This is a genomic window from Candidatus Paceibacterota bacterium (genome assembly GCA_016782605.1).
In the GTDB taxonomy this organism is placed as follows: domain Bacteria; phylum Patescibacteriota; class Minisyncoccia; order Minisyncoccales; family RBG-13-42-11; genus BS750m-G71.
In genome coordinates this window covers 1-15,496 of sequence record JADHYE010000007.1, presented here as the reverse complement: position 1 = coordinate 15,496, position 15,496 = coordinate 1, and the positions used below count along the sequence as shown (strand labels likewise).

Below are 15,496 nucleotides of genomic sequence, written 5' to 3'. Positions count from 1 at the left end.
TTATGCCTTCCTGGAGAATTAATCTTATCTTGGTAGTATTCTTTGTTTTCGGCATGGCCATTTTGGGCAAGCTTTTTTATATCCAGATCGTAAAAGGCGATTATTACAAGGCTTTGGCCCAGGGCATGTTTAATATTGAAGAGCAGATTGTCGGAGAAAGGGGAGAAATATTTTTCAGGAACGGCGAACCTCTAGCTATAAACATGGATTGGCCTTTGGTCTTTGCTTCGCCAGCTGAAATGTCTGGCAAAAAAGAAGAAACAGCTGGAAAGCTAGCTGAAGCTCTTTCTTTGGACAAAGAAGCTGTTTTACAAAAACTGGAAAAAGATAGCGTTTATGAATTAATTAAAAAGAAGATAAGCGAGGAGGAAAGCCAAAAGATAAAAGACTTGGACTTGAAGGGGATATATTTGGGCAAGGAAACAGGCAGATACTATCCCCAAGAAGCTTTCGCTTCCCAGCTGGCAGGCTTCCTAGACAACGATCTTGATGGCCAATACGGCATAGAAGAGTATTACAACGACGCTTTAAAGGGCAAAAGGAATCAGCGGGGAAGCAACCTTGTTTTGACGGTTGATTATTTCATTCAATTCAAGGCTGAAGAGCTTTTAGCTAAAGCAAAAGAAGATTTGGATATTGAGGGAGGGGAGATCATTGTCATCAACCCCAATTCCGGAGAAATTCTGGCCATGGCTAATTTCCCGAATTTCAATCCTAATCAATATTCATTGGTTTCTGATTTTAATATTTTTAAGAACGGAGTTACTCAGGAGATTTTTGAACCAGGTTCCGTTTTTAAACCAATTACCGTGGCTTCAGCTTTAGAAGAAGAGAAAGTCACTCCCGAAACCACTTATATTGATACTGGTTCTGTAAAAATAGGGGGGTATATCATATACAACTACGGCAACAGGGTCTGGGGAGAAAGATCAATAATTGAGGTTTTAGAGAAATCCATTAATACAGGAGCTGTTTTTGTCCAAAGACAGCTGGGCAACAGTCTTTTTCTGAAATACATTGAAAAGTTCTCATTTTTTAAACCGACAGGCATTGATCTTGATGAAGTATATTCAGAAAACAAGGAATTTAAAAAGGGCTATGAGATAAACTTTGCCACAGTTTCTTTCGGACAGGGTATTGAAATGACGCCTATCCAACTGGTCAAAGCTTACAGCGCTATTGCCAACGAAGGGAAAATGGCAAGGCCTTTTGTCGTAAAGCAGATCGTAGCTAAAAACCAGGTTTTAGAAATCAATCCGATAATATCAGAAGAGCCGGTTGTTTCAGCTAAAACAGCTAATCAATTGGTAGCTATGCTGGTCAGCGTAGTGGAGAATGGTTATTCTAAGTCAGCTGGCATACCGGGATATTATGTTGCCGGCAAAACAGGAACAGCTCAGATATCATTTGCTGCCTTGGGCATGGATAAAAGAGGGTATTCGGATAAAACCTGGCAGAGTTTTGTCGGTTTTGCCCCTGCTTTTGACCCGCAGTTCCTTATCTTGGTCAAACTGAACAATCCTAAAGCTAATACAGCAGAGTATTCAGCTGCGCCTATTTTCCGCGAACTGGCAAAATCTATTCTCGATTATTACCAAATACCTTCAGACCATGAATGATATTTTAAGTAAAATTAAGTTTTTCTTTTTAAGGCCAAAGGTGGTTATTATTACTGGCCAGAAAAAGAAAGAAACAAAAGAAATGATTTTGCGGGTTTTAAACCAGCATTTTAAGATAGGCAAAGATATTTTCATATTTGAGACAGAGGAAAAGGATATTAATAAACTTTCATTTTTTATAAAACACTCTAAAATGCCGATTCTAGTGGAAGATGAAAAAATAAAAGCGGTTAATGAAACTTTAAAGTTCGGGCTTGACGAAAAGAACGACGTTTTCGCTTCTGACGTTAAACTGAACGGCGGCATCAATTTTAAGGTCAATTATAATGGTAGTTTTGTCCCTTTTTGGACAGCTTCTTTTGCTGGTATGAGTCTTGAAGACAATAAGAAGCAGATTTATCCTATTCTGGCAGCTGTTTGCGTTGGTACGGTCTTTGGTTTAAACTTAGTTGAGATATCGCAGTCACTGAAAAAGTGATATTGACATCTGTTATATTTATGATATGATTTCGTCGTAATAGATAGCTCTTTGGTGCGTTCTTTTTTTAGACGTTGGTACAGCGTTTCCAGTAAACTAAAATATATTGTAAGAGGGAGAGAAATTGTCGAAAACAAATAATCCAAAGCTGTTATGTAAATGCGGAAAAGAAGTTTCTGCTGATGCTGCCTGGGTACGATGTAGTTGTGGCGCACTACACCATTTTAAGAGGAATGGAAAAGGAAGGCTTAGATCGTGCTTTTGTCACACAGGAGAAGGGGCCGACCGCCTGCTCAATCGGCTCAAACTTAAAGGCACCTATGTTGTCCAACTATAGAATAGACCAAGCTAATTTTTTTCAGGTAATTCTCTTCGTAGTCCTCCTTATACGGGAGGACTTTCTATTAGACAAAAGCATATTTTCTGATAAAATAAGATAATTTGGCCCTATCGTCTAGTGGCCTAGGACGCCAGGTTCTCATCCTGGTAACACCGGTTCAAATCCGGTTGGGGCCGCCAACTATGGAAAACAATCTTTTTCATTCCAAATCAATAAAGAAGATATTTGAAGAGCTTTCTTCTTATCCTGAAGGTTTATCTTTAGAAGAGGCAAAGAACCGTTTGGAGAAGTTCGGAACCAATGAAATACCTGAAAAAAAAGCCGTACATCCGGCTTTTATTTTTTTAAAACAATTCCATTCCTGGATGGTGTATATCCTTGTGGGAGCTGCTCTTTTTTCTCTTTGGACCGGGCACATGTTTGACGTTTACATAATCCTGGCTGTCCTTCTGTTTAACGCCCTGGTTGGTTTCACACAAGAATATAGGGCAGAAAAAGCTATCAGAGCCTTGAAAAGGATGGTCGTTCATTTTGCCACAGTGGTCAGAGAGGGAGCATTATTGAAAATTCCGGCAAGAGAATTGGTTCCCGGAGATATTATTTTATTAAGAGAAGGGGATAGGATTCCAGCTGATGCCAGATTATTGGAATTAAAGAATTTTAGAACAATGGAATCTGCTTTAACAGGCGAATCATTGTCAGCAAACAAAATACTTAAAACGCTGCCCGAAAAAACGCCTTTGGCTGACCAAAAAAACATGGTCTGGATGGGAACCTTTGTTGTGGCCGGACAAGCAAAAGCAGCAATTGTTGCTGCTGGAGCTAAAACAGCTTTGGGCCAGATCGCTGAAAGCTTGGAAGATATTAAAATCTCAAAGACCCACTTTAAGATAAAGACTGATTTGCTGGCCAAGAAAATGGCATTGATTGCTTTTGGCTGTGTTTTTGTGCTTTTGCTGGTTGAATTGTTTATCGGCCGACTCGGACTGGAAAATGCCTTTCGCTTTGCTGTGGCTGCCCTTGTTTCGGCAATTCCCGAAGGACTGCCAGCTGTCTTAATAATAGTTCTGGCTATAGGAGCCAACAGAATGGCAAAAAGAAATGCCATTATTAGGGATCTGCAAGCCACAGAAACCCTTGGCGTGGTAAATATTATTGCCACTGACAAAACCGGAACCTTGACCAAAAACACAATGGATTCAGAAAAGCTTATTCTACTTGATCAAGAAGATATTACGGTTTCCGGAGACGGCTGGAATCCGAAAGGGGAATTCATCCAAAAAGAGCAGGTTTTCTTCCCTTTGGAAAATTCCCAGCTGCAAAAGCTTTTGCATATTGCTTGCCTTTGCAACAGCGCCAGACTAGTGAAGGAAGATATTAAAAAGGAGAACTACAGAATCATCGGCGATCCGACCGAAGGCGCTCTTGTTGTTTTAGCTGGAAAGGCCGGAATTAAAAAAGAAGTTTTACTGCAAAAAGAAAAAAAGATTGATGAATTGCCTTTCAGTTCAATATTAAAATACGGTTCTGCGCTTTTGATGGACGCAGAAACAAAGAAAAAAGAAATTTATGCGATTGGCGCCCCGGAAATCGTGCTGGAGCTTTCTTCTTTCGGACTTGCTGAAAAAGAAAAAAAGATAACAGCTAAAAACAAAGAGGAGATTCTAAAAAGAGCGGAAAGCTTGGCTAGGAAAGGATTAAGAGTCATTGCTTTGGCCTACAAAAAAGTGCCCTTAAAAACAGAAAAACTGACTGAAGATATGGTTAAAAATTTAACTTTTGTTGGAGTTGTCGGAATGAAAGATCCTCCTCGGCCAGAAGCAAAAGAAGCTGTTGCTAAAGCAAAAACAGCAGGCATCAGGGTGATTATGAAAACAGGCGACCATAAAGAAACAGCTCTGGCAATTGCCAAAGAAATCGGCTTGATTGAAGAAAAAAAAGAAGATAAATATCCTTTGGTTTTAACTCAAAAAGAATTAGAAGGAATGAATGATAAAGAGTTTGCAGAGATTGTAAAGCACGTTTCTATTTTTGCCAGATTAACCCCGCAAATGAAATTAAAAATCTTGGAAAGTTTGCAAAAGCAGGGAAATATCGTAGCTATGACCGGCGACGGAGTTAACGACGCTCCAGCTCTTAAAAAAGCGGATATCGGCATTGCCATGGGCCAAATCGGCACTGATGTTGCCAGAGAAAGCAGTTCCATGGTTTTAGTTGACGATAATTTCACTTCTATAATCAATGCCGTTGAAGAAGGCAGAACGGTTTTTACCAATATTAAGCAGGCCAGCTTATTTTTGATCACTACCAATCTCGCTGAAATCGCAACTTTAATAATATCTTTGATTGTCGGCGTTTATCTTTGGGGCGAGACCATTTTGATTATGCTGCCTGCCACCATTATTTTTATGAATTTGGTAACTGACGGCTTTGCTGACGTTTCTTTGGCTTGCGAACCCCGCCACGAAGATGTTTTGAAAAAGCCGCCGAGGAAAAAAGAAGAAAATATTTTATCAAAGGACGTTCTGCCGTTTTTGGCTTTAATGATTTTCATTATGGTTGTTCTTACTATTTTCATATTTAATTTGTTTTTAAACGGTGAGTCTTTGGAAAAAGCGAGAGCCGGAGCCTTTGCCGTAATGGCTATTACTCAATTGTTTAATGTTTTTAATATGAGGTCTCTTTCCCAGTCGATTTTTAAAATAGGTTTCTTTTCAAATAAATTCATAGTCGGCGGAATGATAGCTTCTTTTTCATTAGTATTAGTCGCTCTTTTTATCGGAGAAATATCGAAAAAGTTCGGCTTCGGTCTTTTATCTGTTCCAGAATTGTTAATGATAATACTGCTTTCTTCTTTGGTTTTATGGGTAGGAGAAATATATAAATATTGGAGGCGAAAACAGAGAACCTCTTAAAAGGGCTGTTTTTTATCTGGAAAGCTTATATAATTTAAAAATATGAAAATCGTCTACGCTTTAGCTATTATTTCTGGAACAAGCATTGGAGTTGGATTTTTTATCTTGCCTTACGTTACCCTTAAAGTGGGGTTTTGGGTTATACTCGGCTATTTTCTGTTTTTGGGAAGCTTGACTGTTTTAATCAATTTGTTTTTTGGAGAATTGGCTTTAAAAACGCCTGATTTTAAAAGATTGCCTGGTTTTGCCAAAATCTATTTGGGAAAGTGGGGTCAGGGTTTGGCATATATTTCAACCGTTCTTGGGATGTTGGGAGCTCTTTTGGTTTATTTAATAGTTGGAGGAGAGTTTCTTACAGAATTGGTTTCGCCGATTTTCGGCGGCAGTTTATTGGCCTACACTCTTTTATATTTCATTGCTGGAGCGCTTTTTATTTTTTTCGGTATAAAAGCAATTGCCAAAGTTGAGTTTTGGGGGTTGCTTTTGTTTTTTTTAATTTTATTTATCATATTTTTCCAAGGCAAGTCTTTTTTAACGGTTGGAAATCTTTTTCCTGTTCCGGACAATGCTTTTCTTTTCTTGCCTTACGGTATTATTCTTTTTTCGCTTTGGGGGGTGACTATGATTCCGGAAGTGGAAGAAATGTTGGGAGAAAAAAGGAATTTGCTTTTAAAAATAATTCCCTTTGCTGTTTTAATTCCGATAATTGTTTATCTTTTTTTCATTTATGTGATTTTGGGTATTACAGGGCCTCAAACCACAGAATCAGCTTTAGGTGGACTGAAAAATGTTTTGGGCAACGGAATAGTTTCTCTGGCCCTTTGTTTTGGAATTTTAACCACTTTTACTTCTTTTATTGCTTTGGGTTTGACCTTAAAAAACGTTTTTCATTTCGATCTGAAGCTTGGAAAAACCTTGTCTTGGACGATTACCTGTTTTTGCCCTTTAATTCTTTTTTTGATCGGCATTAAGAGCTTTATTACGATAATCGCTCTGATCGGAGGCGTAATGCTGGGTATTGAAGCTATCCTGATTCTTTTGATGCGTCGGAAACTGTACTTTAAACTCAAAGAGTCAAGTATTAAATGTTTGTTGATTTATCCTTTGATTTTGATATTTCTAGTCGGCATTATTTATGAGATAATATATTTTGTAAAATGACGGTAGCTTTACACATTCTAATCTTTCTCGTGTCCTGCCTTTTTCTGGCTTTTGCTGGCAAATGGCTGATCAATGCTTTGTTAAGAATAGCCAAGGCTTTGTGCTGGAAAGAGTTTGTCGTTGCTTTCTTTATCATGGCTTTTGCCGGTTCTCTGCCCAATTTCTTTGTCGGCGTTAGCGCTGCTTTAAGAGGCATTCCTGAATTGTCGTTCGGTGATGTTCTTGGGGGGAATTTGGCTGATATGACTTTGATTCTGGCTCTGGCTGTTTTATTCTCTAAAGGATTGCCGGCTTCAAGTAAAACCATTCAAACTTCCTCCATTTTTACTCTGGCTGTGGCAGTCTTGCCCATGCTTTTGATTTTAGACGGAACCTTGGGAAGGGGTGATGGCATTGTCTTATTTTTGTTCTTTATCATGTACATTGTCTGGCTTTTTTCAAAAGACGAAAGATTCCAAAAGATTTATGATAATAAGTCGCCTCGTCCTGTCCATAAACAACCTAAAGTGTTTCTAAAGGATTTTGGCATAATTGTTTTTGGCATTCTTTTGATTCTGTTGGCAGCCCAAGGGATTGTTACTTCAGCTTCTTTTTTCGCTGACTATTTCGTTTTGCCCTTGGCACTGATAGGTATCTTAATAGTTGGTTTGGGCAATTGTTTGCCAGAAGCCTATTTTTCAATAGTTGCCGCTAAAAAAGGTGAAGGGTGGCTGGTCCTAGGAGACTTGATGGGTTCTATTGTTGTTGCTTCCACTCTGGTTCTGGGAACGGTTGCTTTGATCAACCCAATAGTGATAGATAACTTTTCTCCTTTTGTTATTGCCAGACTTTTCCTTTTTATAGCAGCTTTCTTCTTTTTGTTGTTTGTCAAAACTGGCCAGAAAGTCACTCGCAAAGAAGCTATCTTTCTGCTTGGTATATACATTACCTTTTTAATCGCTGAAGTTTTATTTCACTAATTATTTTTAAAATAATTGCAGTGAATGGCAATTTATGATAAAATATCAGTATGGAACAATTAATGCTTCCATTTTTAATTTTAATTTTTGTTGGCTTAATAATAGTTATTGTTTTGTTAATCAGGAAAGGTTCTAACAAGGAAGAGAGTTCTTTAATAATGCAGCAGTTGAATCACATGAACCAGGTTTTAGATAATAAATTATCAGAGTCAACAAGAACTATCCAAACCCAGTTCGACCAAAGTGCTAAGATTATAGGAAGCGTTACCGAGAGACTAACAAAATTAGATGATACCAACCGGCAAGTGGTGGGTTTCGCAGACCAGCTTCAAAATCTCCAGGACATATTAAAAAATCCCAAACAAAGAGGGGTTTTGGGAGAATATTATCTGGAAACCGTATTAAAGAACGTTCTTCCGCCAAGCTCTTATCAAATGCAGTATACCTTTAAAGACGGGGCAATAGTGGATGCAGTGGTTTTCGTGGACAAAAATATCATTCCAATTGATTCAAAATTCAGCCTGGAAAACTATAATAGAATTTTGGAATCGCATGACCCCGAGGAGAAAAAAAGATATGAAAACTCTTTTGTCGCAGATATCAAAGCAAGGATAGACGAAACTGCAAAATACGTCAAACCAGAAGAAAGAACAATGAATTTCGCCTTTATGTTTATACCCTCGGAAGCTGTTTTCTATGATTTGCTTATAAATAAAGTCGGCGCAGTAACAGAAGATACGAATAACTTGATATATTACGCGAGCAAAAGGAAAGTGGTTATTGTTTCTCCGACTTCCTTCCTTGCTTATCTGCAAACTGTTTTGCAGGGATTAAGAAATCAAAAAATATCCGAGCAAGCCCAGGAGATAATCAAGGAAGTGGAAAGATTAGGTCGCCACATAGTAAGCTACAGTGAGTATATGAAGAAAATGGGGCAGCATTTATCAACGACTGTCAGCAGCTATAATCGAGCTAGCAAAGAGCTTGCCAAAGTTGATAAAGATGTGGTAAAAATTACAGATGGGGAAGCTAAAGTAAAAATTAAAGAAATAGAAGCCCCATCAGAAGAATAAACAATATGTTAGCTGTTATTAAAACCGGAGGCAAACAATACATTGTCGCTCCCGGACAAAAAATTAAGATTGAAAAGATTGAGAAAAAAGAGGGGAGTGAAATCGCTTTTTCCGATGTTTTGCTTTTGGAGAAGAACAAGAAAGTGGAAATCGGCATGCCTCGCGTAAAAGGCGTTAAGGTTCTGGGGAAAATCTTAAAGCACGGAAAAGCCAAGAAGGTAATTGTTTTCAAATACAAAGCGAAAAAACGCTATAAAGTAAAAAAAGGCCACAGACAGCCTTTTACGGAAGTTGAGATTACTCAAATACAAAGTGCTTCCTAATTCCTATTTCCTGCCCTCAAAGGCAGCTCCCAATGTTTCTTCGTCCGCATATTCTAATTCTGCGCCGACTGGCAAGCCTCTACCCAAACGGCTTGTTTTTTTATTTAAAGGTTTTAAATTCCTTTCTAAATACAGAGCTGTGGCTTCGCCCTCTGATGTCGGGTTCAAAGCGATAATAATTTCTTTTATTTTGGAATCTTTCACTGTTTCCAAGAGTTCCTGCATTCTTATCTTTTTAATTTCATCTTTTTTGAAAGTGGAGACAGTACCGCCCAGTATGAAATATCTTCCCTCATACTTTTTAGTTTTTTCAATCGGTATTAGATCGGTTTCTTTTTCAACTATACAGAGGAGCGACTTGTCTCCATTGGCATTGCTGCAGATTTCGCAAAGCTCTCCTTCTTTTTCAAATGATTTGTAACAGAAGCTGCAGAGTTTTACGTTTTCTTTAAGTTGGTTTATGGATGAGGTGATTTCGTCAACTTCTTCTTTAGTTAGGCCCAGCAAATAGAAAACAAAGCGGCTAGCTGTTCTCGGACCGACTGTCGGGAATTTTGAAAACAATTCTATTAATTTTTGAATGGAGCGAGAGTACATTATTCTTCTTCGTATTGTTTTTCCAGGTTGCGGAAAACAACACGGCTTTCATCAAAATACAGCTCTACTTTGCCGACCGGTCCGTTTCTGTGTTTAGCGATGATAATGTCCGCTATATTCTTCCTGGTAGTATCTTGCCTGTATCTGTCTTCTCGGTAAATGAATAAAACAACGTCAGCGTCCTGTTCAATAGCTCCTGTTTCTCTTAGGTCTGATAAGCGAGGAATTTGAGGAGACCTTTGCTCAACCGCTCTTGATAGCTGGGATAGAGCTAAAACAGGCACGTTTAATTCTCTGGCTAATGATTTAAGAGAACGGGATATTTCTGTCATTTGCTGAACCATAGTAGTATTGGTGTTTCTCGGCTCCATTAGCTGCAAATAGTCGACAACAATAAGGCCTAGGCCTTTTTCCGCTTGAAGCCGCCTGGCCATAGCTCTCATTTGTAGGATATTGCAGACAGCTGAATCATCAATATATATTGGCGCTTCTGACAATACGCCTAAAGCATGCTGTATTCTGGTAAAATCATTGTCAGCTCCTTCGCTTGAGAGTTTGCCAGTTCTTAATCTCCATAAATCAATACCTGCCTGGTCAGCGATTAACCTATCAACCAACTGGTCTTTGGCCATTTCTAAGCTGAATAAACCTACTGGCACCTTTTCGTTTATGGCAACATGGCTGGCAATATTCATTGCCAAAGCACTTTTACCCAGAGAAGGCCTGGAAGCTAGAACAATTAGGTCTGATTTTTGCAGACCAGCCAGTATATTATCCAAGTTAGTGAATCCTGTACGCAAGCCCCTGATGCCGCCTTCGTGCTTTGACAGTTTATCTATTCTTTCAAAAGCTTCCTCAAGACTTTCTTTAATGGCTACGAACTTTTGGGAAAGTCCTTTCTGAGCGATGCTGAATATGTTTTTTTCTGCCTGGTCCAAGAGAACATCAGGGTCTTCTGACTCGTTATATCCTAATATTGCCACATCTGAACCAACCTCTATTAAATCTCTGAGAATTCTTTTCTTTTGGACGATTTTAGCATAATGTAAAACATTGGAAGCAGTAGGAACGCAATTAATCAACTCTGTCAGATAGCTGTTGCCGCCGATTTCCTCCAGTTTGTTAGATTCTTTCAATTTGCTGGCCAAACTTAATAAATCTATCGGCTCGATTTTTTCAAAAAGTTCCTGGCAGTTCTGATAAATTTCCTGATGAATTGGTTTATAAAAATCTCGGGCAGTAATAAAATCAACCACTTTGACTATGGCGTTTTTATCCAGCATCAAGGAGCCCAGTAAAGATCTTTCAGCTTCTACGTCCTGAGGGGGCATCCTGTCCGGTAATTCTTGTTTAGAAACATTGCTCTTCATCAGGTATAATATAGCAAGCGCTAGTTTAGATGTCAAAAATATGAAAGTCGGCTTAATATCTTTCCATTCATTTCTTTATCCTGGCGGAGTGAAACGCCATATTTTTGGTTTGCATGAAGAATTTAAGAAAAGGGGGATTGAGTCAAAGATTATCGCCCCTCGGAGGTTAAGAAGAGAGAGTTACGGAAAAGATGTCATTTTGCTTGGCACTTCTTTTCCTTTTAACGTTGGAGGAACGCAGGGAGATTTTTGTTTTAATTTCAATCCTTTTTCAATTAAGAAGGTTTTGGACAAGGAAAACTTTGACGTTCTGCATTTTCACAATTGCGGGTTTCCTTCAACTTTCCAGATTCTGGAACATTCCAAGGCCCTGAATATATTAACTTTTCATGCCAATCTTGAGAAAAATAACTTCGTAAAGTCGTTTCCCGGATTCTTTTATCTTTTTGACAGATTGGTGCGCTGGAAAACAGACGGCATAATCGGCGTGGCTCCTCTTTGCTTGGAATTCTTTAAAAATTACAAAGGGCCGAAGGCCATCATACCCAACGGCATAGATTTGGATGAGTTCAGTAAGAAATTGCCAAAATTGAAGAGGTTTTCCGACGATAAGCTGAATATTTTGTTTTTGGGGAGGATTGAAGAAAGAAAAGGATTAATTTATTTATTGAAAGCTTTTAAGATTTTGGATAAAAGCTATTCTAACTTGAGACTGATTGTCGTTGGTGACGGCACGTTAAAAAGCATTTGCCAGAGATGGGCAAAAAGAAATAAATTAAAGAATGTTGTTTTCGAAAAAGGGGCTAAGGAGGAAAACGTTCCCCAATACTATAAAACAGCTGACATTTTCTGTAGTCCGGCAATATATGGAGAAAGCTTTGGTATTGTTTTAGTTGAAGCTATGGCTTCTGGTATTCCGGTAGTTGCTTTTGCTAATGAGGGGTATAAAGGTGTGCTGGAAAAAGGAAAAGGAAAGATGTTTTTAGCTGAACCCAAGGATTATAAGGTTTTAGCTGAAAGGTTGGAATTATTGATTAAAGACGAAAAACTGAGGAAAGTAATGGGAGAATGGGGGACTCAAGAAGCAAAAAAATACTCCTGGCCTAAAATAGCAGATGAGGTTCTTAATTTCTATAAATTATGTAGAAAAGCGAAAAAAACTAAAGCTTCTTAACTTTTGAACCGTCTTTTGTATCTTCAACCCAGTAGCCCAGCTGCTGTATTTTTTTTCTTATCTTATCTGCCTTTTGCCAATTATTCTTTTTTCTTTGTTTTTCTCTGAGTTTGACTAAATCTATAATTGAAGAAGGAATTTCCTTTTTTTGTTTTATTTGGAAAATAAAGTTAAATACTTTATCAATTTTCTTTAAGAAAGTTATAATTTCTTTGGCGTCAGTCACTGTTAATTTATTTTGGCTGATTTGGATATTTCCTTTGTTTATTAAATTAAATAGTAAAGCAATTGCTTTTGGCGTATTAAAGTCGTCTTCCATCGCCGCTTTATATTTTTTTTCAATACCCCTCAGAATCTGTTGAGGATTGGCCTCAACAGTCTTGATTCTTGACAATTTATCTATAAATTCATCTATTCTCTCTAATTCTCTTTTTGTCTGTAAAAGCAGCTTTTCATTGTAATCAAGAGGGGAGCGGTAATGGCTTTTTATTATTAACAATCTGAGGATTCTTGAATCGTTTTCTTTTAAAAAGTCCTTGATAGTTATAAAGTTGCCCAGGGATTTTGCCATTTTCTGGCCTTCTACATTAAGAAATCCTGTGTGAAGCCAGTATTTGACTAGGGGATGTTTATTAGATATTGCTTCCATTTGAGCTATTTCAGCTTCATGATGGGGGAACATTAAGTCCTGGGCTCCGCCGTGAATGTCGTACTGTGGGCCGAATTGCTTTTCAGTGATGGCTGTGTCTTCGATATGCCAGCCAGGTCTTCCTTTAAACCAGGGAGATGGCCATTTGGGCTCTCCTGATTTTGACTTTTTCCATAAGCAGAAATCTCCCTTGTTCTTCTTGTTTTTTGCTCGGTCTATTCTTGATACGCCGTCTTCTGCTTGTGTAATTGTTCTTTTTGAAAGTTTTCCGTAGTTTTTGAATTTGGAAATGTCGTAGTAGATTCCGTCTTCTAATCGGTAAGCGTATCCTTTTTTCATTAATCTTTTCACCTGGTTCAGTATTTCCTTGATGTAATCTGTAGCTTTGGCGTATTTTGAAACACTGGTTATCCTTAAGCCCTTTACGTCTTTGAAATATTCTTTCTTGAATTTTTCAGCCAGTTGTTTTGGTGATGTTTTTGTTTTTTTAGCTCTTTCAATTATTTTATCGTCAATATCGGTGATATTCTGCAAATAGAAAACATCGTATCCTGATTCTCTAAGGTATTTTGCGATTACGTCAAAGCTTATATATGTTCTGGCGTGTCCAATATGCGAGAAATCGTAAACCGTAGGTCCGCAGACAAAAAGGTTTATCTTTTTGTTTTTTCTCGGTTTTAAGATTTCTTTTTTTCTAGATAGGGTGTTGTAGAGTTTAAGCATACTAAGCTATCTTATCATATTTTTATTTTTAAGGAAATTATGGTTTTATTCCACTGAGATTAATTGATTTTCTGCTCCTAATGAGTTAAAATGACGAATATGGAGCTTATCCAGGAACTGAAAATATTCTTATGGGCAATGGCGCCTATCGGAGAATTAAGGGCTGCCATTCCCATTGGTCTGACCATTTACAAGATGAATCCGGTAATTGTCTATTTTTTGTCTGTTCTAGGAAATCTGTTTGCTGTGTTCTTGATTCTTACTTTTTTGGGCGTTTTTTCCAGGTGGTCATCCAAAAACATTAGTTTTTTCAACCGTTTCTTCACCTGGCTCTTTGCTAAAACAAGGGAAAACCATTCAACTAGGGTAGATAAATACGGTATTTGGCTCTTGCCTCTTTTTGTCGCTATCCCTTTGCCTATTACTGGCGGATGGACAGGTTCTCTGATTGCTTTTGTCTTTAATATACCTTTCAAAAAAGCTTTTCCTTTGATTTCTTTGGGGGTTATGACAGCTGGCTTGATTGTTCTATTTGTTACTAAAGCTGGAATCGCTATTGAGAATAATTTTGGCTGGCAGGTATTAATAGGAGTATTGTTTATTTTCGGATTAAGCTGGTTGTTGTATAAAAAATTAAGAAAATAATATGTCTTTAGTCTTATATCGCAAATACAGGCCTCAGGTTTTCTCTGATATTGTTGGCCAGGAGCATGTTGTCCAGACTTTGAGCAATGCTGTTTCTTCCGGGATAATTTCCCATGCTTATTTGTTTTCAGGGCCTCGTGGCTCGGGAAAGTGTGTTAAGTTTGATACTAAAGTAGTGGATTTCTCCAGCGGCGAAATTCTTACAGTTGAAGAAATATATAAACGAAAAAGGATAAGCCTTTTAACTCTTCATTCAAATTATAGACTTAAAAATACAAAACCAAGTAATTTCATTAATGACGGTATTAAACCTTGCTATAGAGTAAAAACTGCGTTGGGAAAGGAAATTGAAATAACACTTTCACATCCGTTTTTAACAATTGAAGGGTGGAAAAAACTTTCTGAATTGAAGACGGGAGATTACATTGGAATACCAAGAACCCTGCCTGTATTTGGGAAAGAAAAAATTCCAGAATATAAAGTTCGATTAATTGCCCATTTAATTGCCGAAGGTTCAACTTACGATCCTAATGGTTCAATTGGTTTTACTAATTCAGATTCTATTTTAGTACGTGATTTTATATCAGCGGCGAAAAAATTTAAAAATATAAAAATTGTTAAATATGATTGCAAGGGGACAAAGACACCAACTTATCGAGCTACTCAAATAGTTCGTCATAATTGGATAAATCAACCCGGACAATCTAAAAATCCCATAATGGGTTTTATTAAAAATTTAGGTTTAGCTGGACAAAAATCAAAAACCAAGACTATCCCTTCAATAATTTTCCGATCAACCAAATCGCTTATTAGTTTATTTTTGCGAGTTCTTTATAGCGGTGATGGAGGTATAGATATTTCAAAGCGGGCAACAATTTCATATTATTCTTCTTCGAAATACCTCATTCATCAAATTCAGCATTTGTTACTTCGCTTTAGTATTATTTCCCGAGTTCGTTATAAGCCAGCGAAATTCAGAAATAGAATTTATTCTAATTGGGCGTTAGAAATATATAACCGAGAAAGTTTATTGAAGTTTATTAAAGAGATAGGGTTTATTGGAGAAAAAGCAAAAAAGCTTCGAGTTCTTAACTCTTATTTATCTAATCGACCGACTAATCCAAATTGCGATGTCATCCCTATTGAAGTTTGGGATTTAGTTAAAACAGAAAAAGAAATAAATAACGGAAGTTGGGTTGAGGTAGGGAAGATATTGAATTATAAAAAACCAAAGAAGTTTTCTAACACGGTAAGATTTAGACCTTCACGAGATAAATTGCAAATTTGTGGCGAGGTCTTTAATTCTCAAGAGATATTAAACATTGCTACTTCAGATATTTATTGGGATAAAATTACTGAGATTAAACATACTGGTGATTTCCAAGTCTACGATTTAGTAGTCCCAGGAACTCATAATTTCGTTGCTAATGATTTTATTGTACATAATACAACCATTGCCCGTCTTTTGGC

The 15,496-nt window shown here is 37.6% G+C and carries 13 protein-coding genes and 1 tRNA gene; 11 read left to right on the top strand and 3 right to left on the bottom strand.

The window, feature by feature from the left end; translation table 11 throughout:
* Positions 1 to 2: 2 nt before the first annotated feature.
* From ISS83_02700 to rplU, 8 genes are all read left to right on the top strand, one after another.
* A complete protein-coding gene (locus tag ISS83_02700) occupies positions 3 to 1,619 on the top strand; it encodes a penicillin-binding protein 2 (protein MBL7142538.1) in 1,617 nt (538 codons plus the stop codon).
* A complete protein-coding gene (locus ISS83_02695) occupies positions 1,612 to 2,097 on the top strand; it encodes a hypothetical protein (GenBank protein ID MBL7142537.1) in 486 nt (161 codons plus the stop codon). Before ISS83_02700 ends, ISS83_02695 begins: the two co-directional genes overlap by 8 nt.
* 443 nt (positions 2,098 to 2,540) lie before the next feature.
* Positions 2,541 to 2,616, top strand: a tRNA-Glu gene (locus tag ISS83_02690).
* Between the two features lie 3 nt (positions 2,617 to 2,619).
* Complete coding sequence (locus ISS83_02685; protein ID MBL7142536.1) at positions 2,620 to 5,352, top strand: HAD-IC family P-type ATPase; 2,733 nt, start codon at positions 2,620 to 2,622, stop codon at positions 5,350 to 5,352.
* 42 nt (positions 5,353 to 5,394) lie between these two features.
* Positions 5,395 to 6,513: a hypothetical protein gene (locus tag ISS83_02680; protein ID MBL7142535.1), complete on the top strand. Its 1,119-nt coding sequence runs from the start codon at positions 5,395 to 5,397 to the stop codon at positions 6,511 to 6,513.
* The gene (locus ISS83_02675; protein MBL7142534.1) at positions 6,510 to 7,472 is read left to right on the top strand and encodes a sodium:calcium antiporter; all 963 of its coding nucleotides are present in this window, start codon (positions 6,510 to 6,512) and stop codon (positions 7,470 to 7,472) included. Before ISS83_02680 ends, ISS83_02675 begins: the two co-directional genes overlap by 4 nt.
* 50 nt (positions 7,473 to 7,522) lie before the next feature.
* On the top strand, positions 7,523 to 8,545 hold the full coding sequence (locus tag ISS83_02670; protein ID MBL7142533.1) for a DNA recombination protein RmuC: 1,023 nt from the start codon (positions 7,523 to 7,525) through the stop codon (positions 8,543 to 8,545).
* Between the two features lie 5 nt (positions 8,546 to 8,550).
* Positions 8,551 to 8,868, top strand: coding sequence for a 50S ribosomal protein L21 (rplU, locus tag ISS83_02665; GenBank protein MBL7142532.1), 318 nt, complete (start codon positions 8,551 to 8,553; stop codon positions 8,866 to 8,868).
* Between the two features lie 3 nt (positions 8,869 to 8,871).
* On the opposite strand, the gene recR is transcribed toward rplU, so the two are convergent.
* Positions 8,872 to 9,465, bottom strand: a complete 594-nt coding sequence (gene recR / locus ISS83_02660) for a recombination protein RecR (protein MBL7142531.1) — start codon at positions 9,463 to 9,465, stop codon at positions 8,872 to 8,874.
* Complete coding sequence (gene dnaB / locus ISS83_02655) at positions 9,465 to 10,835, bottom strand: replicative DNA helicase (GenBank protein ID MBL7142530.1); 1,371 nt, start codon at positions 10,833 to 10,835, stop codon at positions 9,465 to 9,467. The genes recR and dnaB overlap by 1 nt, the downstream gene beginning before the upstream one ends.
* A gap of 40 nt (positions 10,836 to 10,875) precedes the next feature.
* Here dnaB and ISS83_02650 point away from each other — a divergent pair, with 40 nt between their 5' ends.
* Positions 10,876 to 12,009: a glycosyltransferase family 4 protein gene (locus ISS83_02650; protein MBL7142529.1), complete on the top strand. Its 1,134-nt coding sequence runs from the start codon at positions 10,876 to 10,878 to the stop codon at positions 12,007 to 12,009.
* Here ISS83_02650 and ISS83_02645 read toward each other — a convergent pair.
* Positions 11,996 to 13,381 carry a cysteine--tRNA ligase gene (locus ISS83_02645; protein ID MBL7142528.1) on the bottom strand — a complete coding sequence of 462 codons (1,386 nt, stop codon included), beginning with the start codon at positions 13,379 to 13,381 and terminating at the stop codon, positions 11,996 to 11,998. The two genes, ISS83_02650 and ISS83_02645, sit on opposite strands and share 14 nt — an antisense overlap.
* Before the next feature lie 99 nt (positions 13,382 to 13,480).
* On the opposite strand from ISS83_02645, the gene ISS83_02640 reads away from it, so the two are divergent.
* Both ISS83_02640 and ISS83_02635 read left to right on the top strand, forming a co-directional pair.
* Complete coding sequence (locus tag ISS83_02640; protein MBL7142527.1) at positions 13,481 to 14,026, top strand: small multi-drug export protein; 546 nt, start codon at positions 13,481 to 13,483, stop codon at positions 14,024 to 14,026.
* A 79-nt stretch (positions 14,027 to 14,105) separates the two neighbouring features.
* A partial coding sequence (locus ISS83_02635) for a hypothetical protein (protein MBL7142526.1) occupies positions 14,106 to 15,496 on the top strand: 1,391 nt, incomplete at its 3' end.

What these genes read in the sequence shown, in the direction of transcription:
- ISS83_02675 (MBL7142534.1), top strand. Translation starts at nt 6,510, where the DNA reads ATGACGGTAGCTTTACACATTCTAATCTTTCTCGTGTCCTGCCTTTTT.
- rplU (MBL7142532.1), top strand. Translation starts at nt 8,551, where the DNA reads ATGTTAGCTGTTATTAAAACCGGAGGCAAACAATACATTGTCGCTCCC.
- ISS83_02645 (MBL7142528.1), bottom strand. Translation starts at nt 13,381, where the DNA reads ATGCTTAAACTCTACAACACCCTATCTAGAAAAAAAGAAATCTTAAAA.
- ISS83_02680 (MBL7142535.1), top strand. Translation starts at nt 5,395, where the DNA reads ATGAAAATCGTCTACGCTTTAGCTATTATTTCTGGAACAAGCATTGGA.
- dnaB (MBL7142530.1), bottom strand. Translation starts at nt 10,835, where the DNA reads ATGAAGAGCAATGTTTCTAAACAAGAATTACCGGACAGGATGCCCCCT.
- ISS83_02695 (MBL7142537.1), top strand. Translation starts at nt 1,612, where the DNA reads ATGAATGATATTTTAAGTAAAATTAAGTTTTTCTTTTTAAGGCCAAAG.
- ISS83_02650 (MBL7142529.1), top strand. Translation starts at nt 10,876, where the DNA reads ATGAAAGTCGGCTTAATATCTTTCCATTCATTTCTTTATCCTGGCGGA.
- ISS83_02700 (MBL7142538.1), top strand. Translation starts at nt 3, where the DNA reads ATGCCTTCCTGGAGAATTAATCTTATCTTGGTAGTATTCTTTGTTTTC.
- ISS83_02685 (MBL7142536.1), top strand. Translation starts at nt 2,620, where the DNA reads ATGGAAAACAATCTTTTTCATTCCAAATCAATAAAGAAGATATTTGAA.
- recR (MBL7142531.1), bottom strand. Translation starts at nt 9,465, where the DNA reads ATGTACTCTCGCTCCATTCAAAAATTAATAGAATTGTTTTCAAAATTC.
- ISS83_02670 (MBL7142533.1), top strand. Translation starts at nt 7,523, where the DNA reads ATGGAACAATTAATGCTTCCATTTTTAATTTTAATTTTTGTTGGCTTA.
- ISS83_02640 (MBL7142527.1), top strand. Translation starts at nt 13,481, where the DNA reads ATGGAGCTTATCCAGGAACTGAAAATATTCTTATGGGCAATGGCGCCT.